The organism is Kordiimonas pumila (assembly GCF_015240255.1).
In the GTDB taxonomy this organism is placed as follows: domain Bacteria; phylum Pseudomonadota; class Alphaproteobacteria; order Sphingomonadales; family Kordiimonadaceae; genus Kordiimonas; species Kordiimonas pumila.
In genome coordinates, this window is record NZ_CP061205.1 from 498,658 (window position 1) to 516,750 (window position 18,093).

At 49.8% G+C, this 18,093-nt stretch carries 18 protein-coding genes; 11 read left to right on the top strand and 7 right to left on the bottom strand.

All coding sequences use genetic code 11. The features are described 5' to 3' along the window. The first annotated feature begins 12 nt into the window (after positions 1-12). The 7 genes from ICL80_RS02005 to ICL80_RS02035 all read left to right on the top strand — a co-directional run bounded on the left by ICL80_RS02005 (position 13) and on the right by ICL80_RS02035 (position 10,143). Positions 13-2,799, top strand: coding sequence for a [protein-PII] uridylyltransferase (locus ICL80_RS02005; RefSeq protein ID WP_194214463.1), 2,787 nt, complete (start codon positions 13-15; stop codon positions 2,797-2,799). Then, on the top strand, positions 2,796-4,358 hold the full coding sequence (gene murJ / locus ICL80_RS02010) for a murein biosynthesis integral membrane protein MurJ (RefSeq protein ID WP_194214464.1): 1,563 nt from the start codon (positions 2,796-2,798) through the stop codon (positions 4,356-4,358). The genes ICL80_RS02005 and murJ overlap by 4 nt, the downstream gene beginning before the upstream one ends. Positions 4,359-4,431: 73 nt before the next feature. Further along, a complete protein-coding gene (gene trpS, locus ICL80_RS02015) occupies positions 4,432-5,430 on the top strand; it encodes a tryptophan--tRNA ligase (RefSeq protein ID WP_194214465.1) in 999 nt (332 codons plus the stop codon). 113 nt (positions 5,431-5,543) lie between these two features. Then, the gene (locus tag ICL80_RS02020; RefSeq protein ID WP_194214466.1) at positions 5,544-6,155 is read left to right on the top strand and encodes a DUF4136 domain-containing protein; all 612 of its coding nucleotides are present in this window, start codon (positions 5,544-5,546) and stop codon (positions 6,153-6,155) included. 258 nt (positions 6,156-6,413) lie between these two features. After that, positions 6,414-7,643, top strand: coding sequence for a D-alanine--D-alanine ligase (locus tag ICL80_RS02025; protein ID WP_194214467.1), 1,230 nt, complete (start codon positions 6,414-6,416; stop codon positions 7,641-7,643). Further along, positions 7,643-8,404: an alpha/beta fold hydrolase gene (locus tag ICL80_RS02030; protein ID WP_194214468.1), complete on the top strand. Its 762-nt coding sequence runs from the start codon at positions 7,643-7,645 to the stop codon at positions 8,402-8,404. Before ICL80_RS02025 ends, ICL80_RS02030 begins: the two co-directional genes overlap by 1 nt. Next, entirely contained in the window at positions 8,401-10,143 is a 1,743-nt protein-coding gene (locus ICL80_RS02035; protein WP_194214469.1) for a Mur ligase family protein, read from the top strand. The genes ICL80_RS02030 and ICL80_RS02035 overlap by 4 nt, the downstream gene beginning before the upstream one ends. On the opposite strand, the gene ICL80_RS02040 is transcribed toward ICL80_RS02035, so the two are convergent. Beyond that, positions 10,133-10,975, bottom strand: coding sequence for a tetratricopeptide repeat protein (locus ICL80_RS02040; protein ID WP_194214470.1), 843 nt, complete (start codon positions 10,973-10,975; stop codon positions 10,133-10,135). The genes ICL80_RS02035 and ICL80_RS02040 overlap by 11 nt on opposite strands. Positions 10,976-11,043: 68 nt before the next feature. On the opposite strand from ICL80_RS02040, the gene ICL80_RS02045 reads away from it, so the two are divergent. Next, positions 11,044-11,901, top strand: a complete 858-nt coding sequence (locus ICL80_RS02045) for an SDR family oxidoreductase (RefSeq protein ID WP_194214471.1) — start codon at positions 11,044-11,046, stop codon at positions 11,899-11,901. Between the two features lie 10 nt (positions 11,902-11,911). Here ICL80_RS02045 and ICL80_RS02050 read toward each other — a convergent pair whose 3' ends face one another. Then, positions 11,912-12,418, bottom strand: a complete 507-nt coding sequence (locus ICL80_RS02050) for a universal stress protein (RefSeq protein ID WP_194214472.1) — start codon at positions 12,416-12,418, stop codon at positions 11,912-11,914. A gap of 58 nt (positions 12,419-12,476) precedes the next feature. Then, on the bottom strand, positions 12,477-13,499 hold the full coding sequence (locus ICL80_RS02055; protein ID WP_228073757.1) for a DUF2333 family protein: 1,023 nt from the start codon (positions 13,497-13,499) through the stop codon (positions 12,477-12,479). Between the two features lie 191 nt (positions 13,500-13,690). Here ICL80_RS02055 and ICL80_RS02060 point away from each other — a divergent pair, with 191 nt between their 5' ends. From ICL80_RS02060 to ICL80_RS02070, 3 genes are all read left to right on the top strand, one after another. After that, positions 13,691-14,065: a DUF6491 family protein gene (locus ICL80_RS02060; RefSeq protein ID WP_194214473.1), complete on the top strand. Its 375-nt coding sequence runs from the start codon at positions 13,691-13,693 to the stop codon at positions 14,063-14,065. 66 nt (positions 14,066-14,131) lie between these two features. Further along, positions 14,132-14,497: a DUF952 domain-containing protein gene (locus tag ICL80_RS02065; RefSeq protein ID WP_194214474.1), complete on the top strand. Its 366-nt coding sequence runs from the start codon at positions 14,132-14,134 to the stop codon at positions 14,495-14,497. Further along, positions 14,484-15,560 (top strand): quinone-dependent dihydroorotate dehydrogenase, encoded by a 1,077-nt coding sequence (locus tag ICL80_RS02070; protein ID WP_228073759.1) that lies wholly within the window; start codon positions 14,484-14,486, stop codon positions 15,558-15,560. The genes ICL80_RS02065 and ICL80_RS02070 overlap by 14 nt, the downstream gene beginning before the upstream one ends. Here ICL80_RS02070 and ICL80_RS02075 read toward each other — a convergent pair whose 3' ends face one another. Genes ICL80_RS02075 through ICL80_RS02090 form a run of 4 tightly spaced genes read right to left on the bottom strand, consistent with a single transcriptional unit; the run spans position 15,561 to position 17,977 of the window. Continuing rightward, a complete protein-coding gene (locus ICL80_RS02075) occupies positions 15,561-16,250 on the bottom strand; it encodes a putative metalloprotease CJM1_0395 family protein (protein WP_194214475.1) in 690 nt (229 codons plus the stop codon). It abuts the gene before it with no gap. A 42-nt stretch (positions 16,251-16,292) separates the two neighbouring features. Further along, the gene (locus ICL80_RS02080) at positions 16,293-16,883 is read right to left on the bottom strand and encodes a periplasmic heavy metal sensor (RefSeq protein ID WP_194214476.1); all 591 of its coding nucleotides are present in this window, start codon (positions 16,881-16,883) and stop codon (positions 16,293-16,295) included. 5 nt (positions 16,884-16,888) lie between these two features. After that, positions 16,889-17,380, bottom strand: coding sequence for a hypothetical protein (locus tag ICL80_RS02085; protein ID WP_194214477.1), 492 nt, complete (start codon positions 17,378-17,380; stop codon positions 16,889-16,891). A gap of 15 nt (positions 17,381-17,395) precedes the next feature. After that, entirely contained in the window at positions 17,396-17,977 is a 582-nt protein-coding gene (locus ICL80_RS02090; protein WP_194214478.1) for a sigma-70 family RNA polymerase sigma factor, read from the bottom strand. Positions 17,978-18,093 lie beyond the last annotated feature (116 nt).

Genomic DNA, 18,093 nt, shown 5'->3' on the forward strand with positions numbered 1-18,093 from the left:
AAAGCGACACCTATGTCAAATATTCGAAACCGCAAAGACCTTATAAACCGCAAGCAGCTGGTAACAGAACTTGAGCAGTTGGTGGAAACACACCCGCGTGACAAGTGGCAGCTTGAGCTGGTCAAAATGCTAAAGCCTGCTTATCAGCACGGGTGGGAAGGTGTTAAAGCCCGCTTTTTTAATGATGGCGACAAGGGGCAAACCGCAGCGGCTTCGCTGTGTTATGTAACCGACCAGACCCTGCGTATTATTTTTGATTTTGTGACGACCTATGTTTATCCGGTTGCCAACCCAACCGCCTCAGAGCGCATTGCCCTTGTGGCAACAGGTGGCTACGGACGCGGCGAACTGGCCCCCTATTCAGACATCGACCTTCTGTTTTTAATTCCTTACAAATCAACCCCTTGGGCAGAAAATGTTGTAGAATTCATGCTCTATGTATTGTGGGATCTGGGTTTAAAAATAGGCCACGCAACCCGCACAGGTGAAGAATGCGCCCGGCTCGCAAAAGAAGACCTTACGATCAGAACCGCCTTGCTGGAATCGCGCTATCTTTGGGGTGACAAAGCCCTGTACGATGAAGCGGTGAAGCGTTTTGTACGCCGCGTTATTTCCACCTCTGGTGCTGAATTTGTTGAACAGAAACTGGAAGAACGCGATAAACGGCACCAGCGCCTTGGTGATAGCCGCTATGTGGTTGAACCTAATATCAAGGAAGGCAAGGGCGGGCTGCGTGACCTGCAAACCATGTGGTGGATTGCCCGCTATCTATACGGCGTAAACCGCACACAAGCCGTTGATCCTGAAATTCTGACAGATGAAGAAAACCAGCAATTCAAAAAGGCTGAAGCTTTTCTCTGGACAGTAAGGGTGGCCTTGCATTTTTTGGCAGACCGCGCCGAAGAACGCCTGACATTTGACATGCAGCGCCAACTTGCCGATGTTTTGAAATATAAAGACCATCCCGGCCTAAGCGATGTAGAACGCTTTATGAAGCACTATTTTTTGGTGGCAAAACAGGTGGGCGACCTGACCCGAATTTTCTGTGCCGTCCTTGAGGCACGGCAACAAAAAACTTTCTTTTCCAGATTTCGCAGAACCAAAAAGCTGAAGGAATTTGCACTTGAAGGTGGCCGGCTTACCCTTTTGAAAGAAGATGACATCAAAACCAACCCCGGCCTCATGGTTAAAATTTTCCGGCTTGCCGATGATAAAGGGCTGGATATTCACCCCGATGCCCTGCGCATCATTCAGCATAACCTTGGGCGCATCACGCAAAAAGTGCGCCGCGACCCAGAGGTTAATGAAGACTTTCTCGCCATTTTAACCTCGATGAAAGAAGGCGAAATAAACCTGCGCCGCATGAATGAAGCTGGCGTTTTTGGGCGCTTTTTGCCTGATTTTGGCCGAGTGGTTGCCCAGATGCAGTATGATATGTACCACCACTATACAGTGGACGAACATACAATACGGGCGATTGGTCTCCTGTCTAAAATTGAAGCCGGGCAGCTTGAAAAAGACCACCCGCTTGCTTCTGAAGTCATTCAAAAAATTATCTCGCGCCGGGTGCTGTATGTTGCGGTTCTCCTGCACGACATTGCCAAAGGCCGCGGCGGCGACCATTCTGAACTTGGCGCTGAAGTAGCCCATGCTGTTTGCCCCCGTCTCGGTTTAAAACCGGCTGAAACAGAAACCGTTGCATGGCTGGTTCGCTGGCACCTGCTGATGAGCAATACGGCTTTCAAGCGTGACCTGTCTGACCACAAAACAATTGTAGATTTTTGTGAACTGGTGAAAAGCCCGGAACGGCTTAGGCTTCTGCTGATCTTAACTGTTGTAGACATTAGGGCTGTAGGCCCCGGCATCTGGAACGGCTGGAAAGGCCAGTTGCTGCGCGAATTATACCGCGCTGCAGAAGAGGTGCTGATGGCCGGTCACGCAACACGCGGGCGCAGTGAACGTGTGCAAATGAAAAAAGACGCCCTCGGCGAAACCCTCAAGGCATGGGGTGCCGTTGATCTTGATAAACATTATACCCGCATGAATGACGCCTACTGGATTGCGGAAGACCACGACACACTGGTACAAGACGCAGAACTTATACGCGCAACAGATGCCACAAGCGACCTGCTCGGCGTTTCCGCGCGCATTGAAACCTTTCAGGACATGACAAACGTCGCGGTTTATACCGAAGATCACCCCGGTATGTTTGCCCGTATTGTGGGCGCCCTCGGTGTTGCCGGTGCCACCATCATGGGCGCTAAAATCCATACATCCCGCGACGGCTTAGCGGTCGATAACTTTGTTGTTCACGATGAAGACGGCGATACATTTAACAGCAAAGAAAAACTGGGTCGGCTTGAAGAAACCATACTGGAAACCCTGAAGGGCAACGTAAAACCAAAAGAACGCCTGAAAAACAAGCGTATCTACGGCAATAAAGATGCTGCTTTTGAAATTGAACCCGTTGTGCTGATTGATAATAAAGCCTCAAATTGGTCCACCGTTATAGAGGTGAATGCAAAGGACAGGCCCGGGCTTCTTTATGATCTGGCGTATGCTTTATACGGCCTTAAACTTTCCATATTTTCGGCGCATGTTGCCACGTACGGCGAAAGAGCAATTGACGTCTTTTATGTCAGGGATCTTATCGGCCAAAAAATTACCAACAAGGTGCGTCTAAGGAATATTGAAGATAAACTCCTTAAAGCATCGCGCGGCGAAGCCATTTTTGGCCGCCCCAAAAACAGTGCCGGTGCTGACACCGATGACAAGGCACCACAGGAACTGGTTATATGAGCCTTTTAAAGGGTATTTCGACCGTAGGCGGCTATACACTTCTCAGCCGTGTTTTTGGTGTAATTCGTGATTTGCTGATGGCCCGGTATCTGGGCGCAGGCATGGCAGCTGATGCCTTTTTTATTGCTTTTAAGCTGCCTAACTTTTTCAGACGACTTTTTGCAGAAGGGGCGTTTTCAGTGGGGTTTGTGCCTCTGTTTGCCCGTGCCCTTGGCAAGGATATTACCCCCGAAAGCAAAGCTGCCGCCGAAGCTTTTGCCGGGCGTGTGCTGGCATGGCAATTGCCGGTTTTGCTTGTTTTTCTGGTGATTATGGAAATTGCGATGGCCCCTTTTATGTTAGGGCTAACCGGCGGCTTTGAGGGTGATGCCACCAAGTTTAATTTTGTGGTGGAACTGGGCCGCTACACCTTTCCCTATTTGGCCCTTATCTCGCTCGTTTCTTTCTATGCAGGCATGTTAAACGCCTTTGGGCGCTATTCTGCTGCCGCTTTTGCGCCAGTTATCCTTAATGTATGCATGATATCTTCGCTGTTGCTGTACGGCGAAACAGAAGAAGGCGGTGCCCGTGCCTTATCTATCGCTGTTTCGGCAGCAGGTGTTGCCCAGCTCATTTGGCTATACGGCGTTGCCCGAAAACTGGGTGTTTCATTAAAGTTACCAAGGCCAACTTTATCACCTGACGTGAAAGAACTATTGCGGATCATAGGCCCTGCCGCTATTGGTGCCGGCGTTACGCAGATCAATCTTTTAATTGATGTGCTGATTGCCGCCCGGTTTTTACCGGAAGGATCGGTTTCGTGGTTATTTTATGCTGACAGGCTAAGCCAGTTACCGCTCGGCGTTATTGGTATTGCTGTCGGTACCGTATTGTTACCCAGCATTTCGAGGCTTCTGTCCGTCAATGACCACAAAGGCGCAAACGGCCAGCAAAACCGGGCAATAGAGTTTTCCCTGTTTCTCACGCTGCCCTCCGCTATTGCCCTGGCGATTATGGCCGGGCCTATTCTCGCAACCCTGTTCGAGCGAGATGCCTTCACCGCCCATGATACAAATGCAACGGCTGCAGCGCTTATGGTTTATGCAGCAGGCCTGCCCGCCTATGTTATTGCCAAAGCCCTAACCCCCGGCTATTTTGCACGCAAAGACACACGCACACCGGTGCGTTTTGCCATTGTGTCTCTGATCATTAACACCACACTGAATTTCATTTTGATCCAGTATTTTGCTCACGTCGGCCTAGCTGCCGCAACCGCGATTGCCGCATGGGTAAATGCGGGTTTGTTATACGGCGGCCTCAGAAAGCGAAACCACTTAACACTGGAGAAAATCACCCTCATCCGCCTGGCCAAATGTATTATCTCAAGCGCTGTGATGGGTATTGCTGTTTATTTTATCACCCGTGAAAGTGCGTCCGTTTTCCTGACAGATGGCTTAACACGCGTTGCATCGCTTGCTGGCATCATTGTGGTTGGCATTCTGGTTTACGTGCTGGTAAATATTGTCCTGCGCACCCTAACAACTGCTGAACTAAAGCGTTTTGTGCGCCCTAACGCCTGATCCTGCTTGACCCGGGCCGGGGCAGTTGCCATAACGCCCACTGACTTTAGTTGTTCCTGTATGGAGATATACCGTGACGAACCGCGTTTTTTCTGGCGCCCAGCCTTCTGGGAATATGCATCTTGGTAACTATCTTGGTGCGTTCAGAAACTGGGTGCGCCTACAGGATAGCTATGAGTGCATTTACTGTGTGGTTGACATGCATGCCATTACTGTGTGGCAGGACCCCGCAGCCCTGAAGGACCAAGTGCGCGAAGCAGCGGCCGCCTATCTTGCGAGCGGTGTTGACCCGAAAAAATCTATCCTCTTTAACCAGAGCCGGGTACCGGGCCATGCCGAACTTGCATGGATTTTTAACTGTGTCGCCCGCATTGGCTGGTTAAACCGCATGACCCAGTTTAAGGATAAAGCTGGCAAAAACCGCGAAAACGCCTCAACTGGCCTGTTTGTGTACCCAAACCTTATGGCGGCGGACATCCTTCTGTATAAAGCAACCCACGTACCTGTGGGCGAAGACCAGAAACAGCATCTTGAGCTAACACGCGACATCGCCCAAAAGTTCAATAACGACTACGGCATTGAACTTTTCCCGCTGACCGAACCTATCATTCAGGCCGAAGGCGCCCGGATTATGAGCCTGCGCGACGGTACCAAAAAAATGTCCAAGTCAGACCCGTCTGAATTCAGCCGCATAAACCTGAACGACGATGCCGACACGCTGGCACAGAAAATTCGCAAAGCCAAAACAGATGCTGAGCTGTTGCCGCCAAAAGCAGACATGCTGGAAGGCAGGCCCGAAGCTCAGAATTTGGTGGGTATCTACGCCGCCCTAACGGACATGAGCCGCGATGCAGTGTGCGCCCAATATGAAGGCAAAGGTTTTGGTGATTTCAAAAAAGCCCTCACAGAAGTAGTGGTAACAAACCTGGCCCCCATTACAGAAGAAATGGCGCGCCTGCAAAAAGACCCAGCCTATATCGACAGCCTCCTGAAAGAAGGCGGCGAAAAAGCACAAGCCCTTTCAGCGCCGATACTGGCAGACGTGAAAAAGGCAGTCGGGTTTTTGTCATAAACCCATGTTGTTCAGCATCCGTTCAGGTCCCACACTGTAATGTGACCCGATAACAGTTGAACCAATTTTGCTACGGCTTATAGTGGCATCAGGTTTTTTGCGGAGGTCTATTGATGAACGTTATTCTAAACCGGCTTTTTTTGGCGATTAGCATCTTTGCGCTTTCGGCATGCGCCACTACATTCCGCAGCAATGTGGCAACATTTCATGAAATGACGGTGCCCGGCGGCGAGCGTGTGATGCTTGTACCCATGAATGCCGAGAAAAAAGACAGCCTCGAGTATAGGCAGTATGCAAACGTTATTGCATCCCACCTGAAAGGCTATGGCTACAAAGAAACTGGGGAATCTGAGCCTGAGCTGATTGCAGGCTTTGACGTGACGGTAAACGATGGCCGTGAAAAGCTGGAAACACGCCCCGGTAATCTCGACCCATACTGGCATGGTTACTGGTCGTGGGGCCGTTACTGGCATAGCCCCGGCTTTTACGGTGACCCTTTTGGGCCAGACAGAATAGTTGCCAGCACGGTCTATACCATTACCCTGACGGTTGAACTGAGAAAACCAACCGGCGAAGTCATTTTTGAAGGCCGTGCCGACACAGAAGTGCGCAGCAAGTCTGTGCCAGAGGTTGTGCCTTTCTTGGCTGATGCCCTGTTCCAAAACTTCCCCGGCGAAAGTGGTAAAACACGCCGGGTTGTGTTTGAGACCGAACAAAAAGAATAAACTGGTAATCTTTAGGCGCCCCCGCAGCAAAACCTGCGGGGGCTTCTTTTATGTCTGACATATCCCGCCCCCTGATACCCGCCGGGTACATCAATCGCCAGCTGCCTTGCTGACTGCTCTCAAAGCCCGCTGTGCCGCCAAACACCCTGAAACAAACAGATTTGCCTTTAAAAGAACATGCTTTTTTAGTTATTTGGCTTTCCGAATGCGCACGAATTGTCTACATGGTTATAAAGCTATTATTCCAGAGGGGGAGTTATGCCCGACAAAAAGGTCATTGCCGTTGTTTTTGGCGGCCGCAGCGTCGAACATGATGTCAGTATTTTATCAGGCTTGCAGTTTCTGGAAGCCCTCGACCCCATAAAATATGACGGCATACCGGTTTATATTGACCCGCTTGGCCAGTGGTGGACAGGCGATGCGCTGCTGAAACGCAGCCACTACCCTCTTACTGGTGGGGCCCATAAAGGCTTAAAGCAAATAATGCTGGACCTTGCCACCCCCGCAAATGGCAGACCACGATTCATTGCTAGTCAAAAAGGTTTGCTGGGCGAAAAAACATCCAGCATTTCCTTCGATCTTATTGTACCGGCAATTCATGGCTCTAACGGTGAAGATGGCACCCTTCAAGGCATGCTTGATTTTGCAGCAATCCCCTATGCTGGTTGCCGCACACTTGGGGCTGCCGCAACCATGAGCAAGCCTTTTGCCAAAACAAACGCGCGCGCCGCTGGTATTCATGTTTTGCCAGATCTTGTGGTAAAACGCCCCGCCAAAGGCAGTTTTGTTGACCCAGATACACTACAGGCAGACATGAAAGCCGCCTTTGGGAAAGAAGTTTGGCCACTGATCATTAAGCCCTGTAATTTGGGTTCAAGTGTCGGTGTTGGAAAAGCAAACGACATAGACAGCCTTGTTGCCTGCCTTATGACCGCCTTCCGGATGGACAGCGAAGCCATTATCGAACCCTTCGTTGAAAACCTGACGGAATATAATATTGCCTGCAGACGCGGTGAACAGGGTATGGTTGAAACATCCGCTATCGAGCGCCCCCTAAGCAAGGCGGAACTACTGGATTTTAAAAATAAATATCTGGCCGGCGGCACCGTAGGCGGCCCCAAACTGGATAGCGGCCCAAGTGAAGGCATGGCATCGCTTAACCGCGAGCTAAACCCTGCCGAACTAACCGCCGAGCAGGAAGCCTTCATTAGAAATAGCGCAGCAGATGTTTTTGACCTGCTAGACCTTGCAGGCAGTGTGCGCGTTGATTTCCTGTGCAATAGCAAAACCGGCGAATTATGGCTTAATGAAGTGAACACCGTGCCCGGTTCTTTTGCTTATTTTCTTTGGGAAGCGGCTGCAAAACCTATCAATTTTCTGCAGCTCACCACTGCAGTAGTGGAAGAAGGCTTTGCCCTATCCGCCAATAGGCTCGGCGCAACAGACACTGGAACGGGCGGCGCCTCCATTTTCACACGGGCTGATTAATGACTGACACAAAGCCTTGGCATAGCCATACGGACGGCAGCGGCCCTTGCAGCATTATATGGCTTCATGGTTGGGGCGGCGACCATAAAGCCCTTGGGCGCATTGCAACTCTTTTCAATGCCTCCTGCAAAAACACACTTTATGACCTGCCCGGCTTTGGAAAAACCCCCCTGCTGCCAGAAGCACATGTATCTACCCGCGACTATGCAAATGCACTGGCCCTGCAATTACGGGACGGCGACAAGCATATCATCATTGGCCATAGTTACGGCGCCCGTGTTGCTGTTCAAGTAGCCGCTGCATACCCCGAACATGTTGCGGGCATTATTCTGATCAGCGGGGCCGGATTAAAACGGCGTCGGTCACTATTTTTTAAGATAAAAGCGAGCATGCTAAAGCTTATGGGCAAGGCAGCGCGCCTTGTTGATAAATTGTTCTGGACAACTTTATACGACGCCTATTCCAACAGGTTTGGCAGCAAAGATTATAAAAATTCTGGCGCTTTACGGCCGGTGCTTGTTAGCGCTGTGACAGAAGACCTCAGCATGATTGCAAAAAACATCCGGTGTCCGGCTTTACTGGTCTATGGCAGTGATGATGTCGACACGCCGCCTGAAATTGGCAGGCGCTACGAAAGCCTGATCCCCATCGCCCGCTATGAAGAGTTGAAAGGCTATAATCACCACGACATTCTGACCAGAGGCGCATACCAGTGTGAATCCCTCATACGAACCTTTCTGAAGGATTTATCTAAACTATGATACCTGAAGCCCTTATTATGCCCGGCCTGATCGGCTTTTTTGCCTTATGGTTTGCTGTTGAACGCAGCCTAACCCTCATGATGTTCTTTCAGCAGGAAGAGTATGACGGCCCCCGGTTTCTAAAGTGGCTTCAACATAAAAACGGCTTCGATAAAACCGCCAGCACATGGCTTTTGGCCGCACTTTTATGCGGCACCCTATCGCAGCTATTAGTGCCAACCAGCACAGACAACCAAATGCTCGCCGTTCTGGGTTATAGTTTGTTGCCGCTCGCTATTCTCGGGTTGTTACACGGCATTGGGCGCTCCCGTTCTGTCCGGAAACATTCAAAAAAACCGCTGGTGCTTACAGCGCGGGCAAAACGTATTCTGTATGTTTACGGCCTTATCGCAGCAGCTATTCTATGTGCAATTGGCCTTATCAGTAGCCTCGCCCCAAACGGTGACCACTATAGCCTGCGTATCAGCACCCAATCTGATAGCTGGTGGGATATTTTTGGTTTTGCACACCTGACATATGACTGGCAGTATGTTGCCGGTACCGCGCTGTTAATAGTTTATGCTCAATGCTTGCCGCTTGTGCTGGTGCTTGCCAACAAATCTCTTGAGCCTATGGAAGAGAGGGTAAAAGCTGGTTACCGGGCCGAAGCTGTGCAGAAATTCAAGGAAATAAACCCGCGTGTCATCGCCATTACCGGGTCTTTCGGCAAAACATCGACCAAGCACATTCTTTCCCACATTTTAGGGGCAGGCGCACCAGCGCTTGCAACACCCGGCAGTGTGAATACAGAAATGGGCATCACCCGCGTTATTCGGGAGCAGCTAAAGCCCGAACATCAGTATTTTATCGTTGAAATGGGTGCTTACGGCCCCGGATCAATCGCCCGGCTTTGCAAGCTAACACCGCCTGACGCTGGCCTTATTACAGCGATTGGCGCGGCTCACTATGAACGCTTCAAGTCGCTTGAAACCGTGGCTGCCGCAAAGTTTGAGCTTGCGGAAGCCGTTTTTGAAAAAGGCGGCGGCGTTGTGGTGAGCACAGACGGTATTGAGAAAACATTGTTGGAAACCAGCATGAAAGCTGTGCCGGGCAACTATACTACCGTGGGGCCAGAGGGCGATATTTCGCTCGCTGGTTTTGTGCAGGATAAAACTGGCCTCACACTCACGGTGAAAGATAAAGACGAAGTCCATATTTTAAAAGTACCGCTTTTTGGGCGGCATCAATCTGGCAACATTTTGCTGGCAGCAGCTTGTGCCCGTTCCCTTGGTATGCCTTGGGCGGCCATTAAGGGAGCCCTTGCCTCTATGCCGCAAATCCGCCACCGCTTGGAGGTTAGCCAAACAGCAGGCGGCCCAACCCTTGTGAACGATGCCTATAACTCAAACCCTGTTGGGTTTGCTTCTGCGCTCGAAAGCCTTGATGCACTGGTTGACGGCGGCAAACGCATTCTTGTGACACCGGGAATGGTAGAACTGGGGGCTATTCACGATACGGAGCACGAACGCCTCGGGGCGCTTGCTGCACAGCACTGCGATATTGTTCTAGTGGTAACGCCCAACCGGATCCCAAGCTTTTTAGCAGGCCTAAACGGTGCAAACACAGGTGCTACAACAGTTATGACCTTTGAAGCCCAAGCAGAAGCCGAAACATGGGTAAAAGCGAACTGGAAAAAAGGCGACGTGGTGCTGTTTGAAAACAACCTGCCGGATCTCTACGAATCGCATTTTAGTTTTTAGCGGTCGGTATTTCTTTAATCTCTGGCCTTTTCATATCAAGCCTTTCAAGATTGGCGCGGGCAGCATCTGCATCAACACTGTCTGGTGACAGTTCAATTACCTTTAACCAGCTTAAACGCGCCTCCTGCGCCTTACCCGTTGCATCATAAAGATTACCGCGCTCCAAATACCCCGCCGGGTCATTTGGGTATAAAGCCAAATATTCAGTAATGGCAGCATCTGCCTTTGCATAATGTTTGGTACCGCGCGCAGAAGCGGCCAGAAAGACCAGAAGATCGGTGCGGCTGGCATCTTTAAGCCGGATATATTCTATATCCTCAAGCGCCATTACATAGTCGCCGTCAGCGGCCGCAATCCGGGCCCTGTCAAGTATCAGGTCAAGCTCTTGCTGGCTGTCTTCAGGCACCAATGAAAGCGCAAGGTCGACAGCATTTTCTGCTCGCACAATCTCGTCTGCCAACAGCCAGGCATTTGCTGCCTGATCATACATATCTGCCAGCATCGCCGCTGTTGCCGTTAACCTTTTACCGTCGCGAACAGGCATGCCTTTACCAACGCGCATATCTTCTGCAATCAGTTCAAAGCGCATAGCCGCCTCGCCGTATTCATGCAGATGAAAAAGCCCAATAGCTTCACAGTGCCGGGCCGGTACGCCGCCGCCGCTTGTTTGCCACACAAGCGCTTCGTTAATTGCTTTGTCTGGCGCAACTGCTGCCATATCGAGGCACGCTATGTAACGGTCTTCCCCCGCATCTGCACAAACACCGTTCCAGCCCGTTACTGTAAAGCAAAAGGTAGCTATAGATTTTTTTATGAAATTGTTGCGACTCATGCCGCGCATGCTGCACAGTGCCCGTGACAATTTCAAGGCAGTAATTGATACAGACCAAAGGAAATGCAATGCCCAAGCAGTTACTTGTATTTGGACCCGGCTACAGCGCCGTGCCTGTTATGACGCAGGCACAGGAAAACGGCTGGCTGGTAACAGGCACATATAGGTCTGATGAAACGCGACAAATGCTTGAAAAACAGGGCTTTAAAGCAATAGATTTCACAAGTGGCCGCCTGCCTACAAGGGATGGGCCATTGCATATTCTGATAACAGCCGCCCCAACCCGTGAGGGCGCAGACCCTGTGCTTTCTGTCTGGGAAAAAGCCCTTTTAAACAGCGAAAACATTAAAACCATCTGCTATCTCTCAAGCACAAATGTTTATGGTGACCACAGCGGCGATTGGGTAACCGAAGAAACCATGCCAAACCCTTCGCTTGAACGCGGCACACGTCGCTTGGAAGCAGAAAAAAGCTGGGAGAAGCTGGCGAAGAACATAAAGGCCTCATGCTTTATCTTCCGCCTTGCTGGCATTTATGGCCCCGGCAGAAATGCGATCCAAAGCCTGAAGACCGGCAAAGCCAAAAGCATCCTAAAGCCCGGTCAGGTTTTTAGTCGTATCCATGTGACAGATATTACCGCCGCTTTATGGGCCGCTATAACAGGCCCCTATAAAGGTGGCATTTATAATCTGGCAGACGATCTACCGTGCCCCCCCCATGAAGTGATAGCTGAAGCCGCACGCCTGATGGGGGTTCCCGCACCCGTGCTAGAGAACTGGGAAACCGCAGATCTTAGCCCTATGGCGCGGAGCTTTTATACAGAAAACAAACGTGTTGATAATACCAAGATAAAGCAGGAACTGGGGCTTGATTTAAAGTACCCGGATTATAAATCCGGGCTTAAAGCACTGATAGAAACAGAGTAGGGGCCGGCGATTATGCCATCGAATCCACCTGCTCATATGTCATGTTACCGGGCACAATAATCACCGGGCATGACAGCTCGGAAACAGCCGGGCTGGAAAAATAGTCCACAAGCGGCCCCGGATCACCTTCTGAGCCAGCGCCGAGCACAAGGCCAAAAAGGTCGCTCTGCGCCATCATATATTTTTTCAGTTCGTCTTTTGGTTCACCTTCGGTGATTTCAATATCAGGGGTAACACCGCAATAATTATTCAGGTTTTCCGCCACATCGCGCAGAAGCTGCTGTGCTGCTTCATAAGCTTCTTCCCGCATACGGTCTGCAACCGCAACCCAGTGCTGAAATTCGCCCGGGCGAATACAATGAAACAAAACAAGGCCGCCCCCGGTGATATGGGCGGCGCGCGCCGCAGCAAAACGGATCGCAATTTTAGATTCCGGTGATCCATCTACCACCACCAGAAGCTTGCGAAGCCTTTTTTTAATGGGCCGTATTGGGCCGCGGATTTCATCTTTAATCACACATTGTCCCCTTTGCCGTGATTAGAGTGGCAGCAGCACTTGCTCTGCGCAAGTTGAATTATTTCAGAAGAATGTTGGTTACTTCCTTTAGCTTGGTTCTGGCTCTGAGCAGGTAAAAACCCTCAATAGCCAAATGATTGGCAAGCATACCATCAACCGATCCATTAATTACAACAAGCGGGTTCAGTGTCGCTGCCTCTTTCATGGAAACCAGCATATCAGCATATATTGCTGTTAACTCGCGGTCGGCAATCAGAGCTTCGAAATCGCGCTGCAGCGCCACCAAAATAAGTGTGTACGCATACACTTGGCCTTTCGTGAGATAGAAAAGATCATCTGCACCGCTATCAGGCAGCAAGCCACCTGCATTTTTGCTCATATAATCTTCAAGCGCGGCAGATGATGCGCCAAGATCAAGCGATATTCTGTCGAGTGTTGCGAGCAAATTATCTGCCCGCCGTTCAAAAATAGCATCTCCTGACGCCAACCGCCCATTATAGGAACGCAAATTTCTGGCGGCTTCGCGGAAGTATGTGTCACTGGCTGTAATCGGCAGCAAAGATGTAGAAAAGTCCATTATCCAGCGATCAGGCTCTTTTGAAAGGTTACCTGCGGCACGCTCAAGCTCTTCATCAACGGCTGATGACCCTCGCATGCGGCCAAGCTGATCACGCAGCTCAAACCCAAAGCGGGACAGGGCGCCAATTATACCCTTTTGGAAATTGGGTGTATTATCAACCCACCAACCGGGTAAAAACATGGGGTCATTCGGTGTCCAGTTATGGTCAACCACTTCCCGCTCAACAAGAGCTGCAACAACCGCAACTGTCTCAGAGCCACCGGGCGGGGTGCCTGCTTTAATATCAAGCGTATCATCTATCCGGTTTACAATGACCATGCCTATTAGAATGTACAGCACCAGAAGGACAGGCAAGGCAACAACAAGCTTGCGCCAAACACTCCCTGACACAGCCGAAAGCTTTCCCGCAAGCCAGCGCCACATCATCTGACAAAAGGCAATAAAACCCTGACCAGCTTTTTTTAGTTGCTCCAGCAACCAAAGCCAGATTTCTTTTGCCATCCCATATCTCTCCGTATTACCAACATTCTATCTTTACCACTAAGGCCCTATAATGTCGGCCTTAACAGTCACTGAAACAAGGCTTGTCGAAAATTTAGTGCAAATTAAACCATCATATTCATGATTGGTTCAGCTTGAATAAGCAGAATTGTACAATGACACCGCACTCGAAAGAAGCAGAATCACATAGCATGACTATAAAAAGCAAAATTCTTCTTTTAACACCCTATGCTTTTGTGGCTGTTTTTTTCATGGCCAGCCCCCTTCTTGCCGATCAAGAGAATGGGGAAGCGAGCCAGTGTCTGGAAACAGACACCATTATTTCTTATATGGTCGAGTCAGACGAAGCTGTCAGGTTTACCCTTGCTGACAACAAAAATGTTATCATGTCTTTAAAGCCACACTGCCCCCAGCTTCGTTTTCATGGATATGTTTCTTTCACACCCGTAAACGGCAAGCTATGTGCCGGGGTTGACGAGATTAAAACCCGCGCTGGATTACCGTGCCGTATTAGTGGCCTTTCCTATGCTCAGGAAGGCAGCGATCCCGTAGAGACAACACCGTAACCACCTTTTAACCCACAACCTTATTTGCCCCTTGCAACACGGCCAACATATGCCTATTGAACAGGCATGGATTCCGTAATTTATAAAATTTTGCGCGCCTCAGAATGGTGTGCCGCCAAAGATGATCCCGCATACGCAGGTTCACCCGACGATATGCGCGACGGCTTTATCCATTTTTCTACACATGCCCAGTGCCCAGAAACCGTAAAACGCTATTTTACTGACGAATCTGAAATTTATATTCTGGCATTTGACCCGCTGATTTATTCAGCGAAGGCTTTAAAGTGGGAAGCTTCAAGGGGCGGCGACCTTTTCCCGCACCTGTTTCAGCCTCTCGATATTTCAAAAGCTGAAAAATCGTGGCATATAAAACGTTCAGAAAATGGCATGTTTAACCTAGGTGTTCTGAAAGAGGCCCATGATGGCAATTGATCTGTTTCCCATTATCAAACCTTTCTTACACCGCATGGATGCAGAAAAAGCGCATAATTTCACCATACAGTGCCTTAAAATGGGCTTTAGCAGCCTTCTTGGGCCGCGCTACAACCCTGAGATTTTAAAAACCACTGTCTTTGGCCTGCATTTTCCTAACCCTGTTGGTATTGCCGCCGGTTTTGATAAAAACGCTGACGTTATCCCCGCCGTCCATAAGCTCGGATTTGGTTTTGCTGAAGCCGGAACCGTTACACCGCTGCCACAGGAAGGCAACCCAACACCGCGCCTGTTTCGGCTCACCAGCGACAAGGCCGTTATCAACCGGTTTGGCTTTAACAATAAAGGCCTGGATTATTTTATTCATCAACTTACCGCGCAAAAACCCGGGAACAAACCATTTGGGGCCAATGTCGGCGCTAACAAATCATCAGACGATAAAACCGCTGACTATGTGAAGGGCATTAACCGCCTGTACGGCTTGTCCGATTATTTCACGGTCAATATATCAAGCCCAAACACACCGGGCCTTCGCAGCCTGCAGTCAAAAGAGGCGCTGGAAGACCTGATAAGCAGAGTGCAGGAAGCGCGTCGCGCAAAAATTGCAGAAAGCTACCCTTATGTGCCCATTCTGGTAAAAATTGCACCAGACCTGACCAAAAGCGACATTGCCGATATCACAGAAATTGCCCTTAAAAAGCAACTGGACGGGCTTATTGTTAGTAATACCACCATTACACGCCCCACAAACCTGCAGCATAAAAGCAAAGATCAAGCTGGTGGCCTTTCTGGAAGCCCGCTTATGGAAATGTCCACTGAAGTTCTGGCAAAAATATATAAAGTAACTGAGGGCAAGATACCGCTTATTGGTGTGGGCGGAATCTCAAGCGGGGCTGATGCCTATAAAAAAATTCGGGCGGGCGCATCCCTTGTGCAGCTATATTCTGCCCTTGTCTATGAAGGCCCTGGGCTTGTTGAACGTATAAAACGTGATCTTGTCGCACTACTGGAAAAAGACCGGTTTTCGTCTGTTGCCGACGCTGTTGGCGCTGATCACAAATAACTAAGCTAGTAAATTCAGGTTCAGCTGATCAGTCTGCCCGCCCGCCGCAACATCAGAGGTGGCACCGTTTTGGTTTTCGGCTTTATTTTGCTGTGCCAGTTCTGCCTGTGCTTCCCTAAGCTTTACGGCCGCCGCCGCCGCAACGGCTCTGTCCTGCCCGGAAGGCTGCGCTGGTGCAAGCGCTGCTTGGCGCACAACTTCCATTTTGGCAATCGTCTCTTGAGGGCTACCGGGTACTTCAGACACATCAATATTCACATGGCCACCAACGGCATACTGTGTGCCATCAGCCCCGCGTACATATTCAAAACTCGGCGAACCAGTATACCCTCGACCGGAAGCCGCATGAGCCGCTTCATGGGCACGCACTTCGCGGTCACGTGCCTTCAACCGGCTAAGGGCTACTTTATCTTCTTCGCTTAATTCTGTATCCCGTGAAACATTGGTGCTGGCACTTTCCTGCACCTGAAGCACAACGGCCCCAGACCCACCCAGATTTACAGGTGACGGCCCCCTTAACCCACTCACGGAAGCGGCAGCTTTTGCATCTGTTTTCTGAGCAATAACAGGCTGTTTTTCAAGGGTTACGGCACTAGCACCTACCTTTGGGCGCAAATTTTCCGGCACCGAAGGCCGCTTGAGACCCGGCGGTGGTGGCCCTGAAGATGGCAGTATGCTGGTCGTCGTCATGCTGCCATATTACCATAAATTTACCGTTTAGGCGTGCTTTTATTAAGGCTGGTCTGGGCTACCTACACCATTAGGCGGGGGCGGCATATCAGGAGGTGGCATATCCTCCATACCCTCTGGCGGCGGACAATGCCGTTTTTCGCCCCATTTGCGTTCAATCTTTTTGCGCATCGCATCAGCGTCTTTATCCTTGCGCCTGCGGTCAAACATGTCAGCACCCATCTTTTGACGCGTGGCGTGATCCATCTCAACCACCATTTCAAACAAAACATCCTGTAGTGGTTGATGTAGCTTTTGCACTTGCTGTCCGTGTTGGTCAAAAGCCTCTTTCAACGCTTTCTTATCAACACTCTCTGCCATAATCAGTTCGCTAATCTTGCGTTCTGTGTCCCGCAAGGCCCTATAACCTTCACTTAAGGCCTGACGCTGGGATTTCATCAAAATACGAACTTTTTGGCGTTCCTCTTTTGTCAGATTCTCGCTAAACCGTTTCAAGTTAAAATCCATTGGTGGCTCTCTATGCGGCGATGGTGGTTTCCGGAATTCATGCCCCAGAAAAATACCACCCAGAAAGATATTGGCGAGCAATGATGCACCCAGAGCCAATAGAATCCATTTCACTTTTTTATCCATGAATCCTATCCTTCCAGACCATCTTCACTTGAAGTAATATCAAGTGTTAAAGCAAACCAGCCATCACTTATATCCACCTCTGCTTGAGAAGTGCTGTCACCAACACCGTTCATACCAGCAAAAACACCCAGCCCAAGAACCACAACAAAAACCGCCATTTCAGACACCAACGCGGCTGGCGACAAAAAACTGCCATCTGGCGCAAGCATTGACCACAAGCGCGCCAGCAACCCTTGTTGCTTTTGCTGCTGTAAGTGTGTAGCGGGGATAGAGCATAATCTATCCAGAAATGCGTCCGTTCCCTGACCGACCGCCCTCTTTGCCGTTAATGTTCGAGCGCTCGAGAACATTTCAGAAAACCTTTTTTCCTGTATGATAATGGCTTTGCCTGCCTCGGTTTCAGCAAAGGTTGCTGCCTTAGCCTGAAGGACGGCGGGCCACTCCACGATCTCAGTCCCGTATCGCAGAACATACTGTTCAAAATTTTGTTTTTTCATAGCTTTTGCCATTTTCTAACCAAACGCTGACAATATATCGCTTTTGTCAGTATCTAGTATTTTTTTTAGTTTTTGTCTGGACCGCACAAGCAGGGATTCAAATGCCTTAATATGCAAGTCCATTACATCCGCGGCCTCCTGGTTTGACAGGCCCTCATAATAACTGAGCGTCATTGCGGTGCGCTGTCTGTCTGATAGTTCGGCAAGCGCACCATTAATTTTTTCAGCAACACCCTCGTGCTCCAGCACAACATCCGCTGTAAGCTGCGTATCAGGTTTATCATACCCTTCCGGCAATGACTCAAATTGCCGTTTCCGCTTTTCGTCCAAACATTTGTTCACAACTATTCGGTGAAACCATGTTGTAAACTTTGCTCTACTACCATCAAACTGATCAGCATTTGTCCAGAGCTTAACAAAAGCCTCCTGTACCAAATCTTCGGCAAGCGCCATATTGCTTACAAACCTAAAAGCAAGGGCTCGAAACCTGTTACCATGGCGCAGAGCAAGCGTGCGAAAGGCTTCACGGTCACCGCTTTGCACGCGTATTACCAGTTCTTCGTCTGTCAGGTCTTTGTCGTCTGCGTCTGGTTTCAACCCGACTTCTCTTTCTTGCCTGTAATTTATACGAAAACCCGGCCCATAATCCTTCGCAGAATTATTATGCCGGATAAAAATCAATATTATTTTCCACTATCATACGATAGTAACAT

Coding starts and splice junctions, on each gene's coding strand:
- ICL80_RS02030 (WP_194214468.1), top strand. CDS start 7,643: ATGACTGACACAAAGCCTTGGCATAGCCATACGGACGGCAGCGGCCCT.
- ICL80_RS02040 (WP_194214470.1), bottom strand. CDS start 10,975: ATGAGTCGCAACAATTTCATAAAAAAATCTATAGCTACCTTTTGCTTT.
- ICL80_RS02070 (WP_228073759.1), top strand. CDS start 14,484: ATGATGGCAATTGATCTGTTTCCCATTATCAAACCTTTCTTACACCGC.
- ICL80_RS02005 (WP_194214463.1), top strand. CDS start 13: ATGTCAAATATTCGAAACCGCAAAGACCTTATAAACCGCAAGCAGCTG.
- murJ (WP_194214464.1), top strand. CDS start 2,796: ATGAGCCTTTTAAAGGGTATTTCGACCGTAGGCGGCTATACACTTCTC.
- ICL80_RS02065 (WP_194214474.1), top strand. CDS start 14,132: ATGGATTCCGTAATTTATAAAATTTTGCGCGCCTCAGAATGGTGTGCC.
- ICL80_RS02055 (WP_228073757.1), bottom strand. CDS start 13,499: ATGGCAAAAGAAATCTGGCTTTGGTTGCTGGAGCAACTAAAAAAAGCT.
- ICL80_RS02020 (WP_194214466.1), top strand. CDS start 5,544: ATGAACGTTATTCTAAACCGGCTTTTTTTGGCGATTAGCATCTTTGCG.
- ICL80_RS02075 (WP_194214475.1), bottom strand. CDS start 16,250: ATGACGACGACCAGCATACTGCCATCTTCAGGGCCACCACCGCCGGGT.
- ICL80_RS02025 (WP_194214467.1), top strand. CDS start 6,414: ATGCCCGACAAAAAGGTCATTGCCGTTGTTTTTGGCGGCCGCAGCGTC.
- ICL80_RS02045 (WP_194214471.1), top strand. CDS start 11,044: ATGCCCAAGCAGTTACTTGTATTTGGACCCGGCTACAGCGCCGTGCCT.
- ICL80_RS02085 (WP_194214477.1), bottom strand. CDS start 17,380: ATGAAAAAACAAAATTTTGAACAGTATGTTCTGCGATACGGGACTGAG.
- ICL80_RS02080 (WP_194214476.1), bottom strand. CDS start 16,883: ATGGATAAAAAAGTGAAATGGATTCTATTGGCTCTGGGTGCATCATTG.
- ICL80_RS02060 (WP_194214473.1), top strand. CDS start 13,691: ATGACTATAAAAAGCAAAATTCTTCTTTTAACACCCTATGCTTTTGTG.
- ICL80_RS02035 (WP_194214469.1), top strand. CDS start 8,401: ATGATACCTGAAGCCCTTATTATGCCCGGCCTGATCGGCTTTTTTGCC.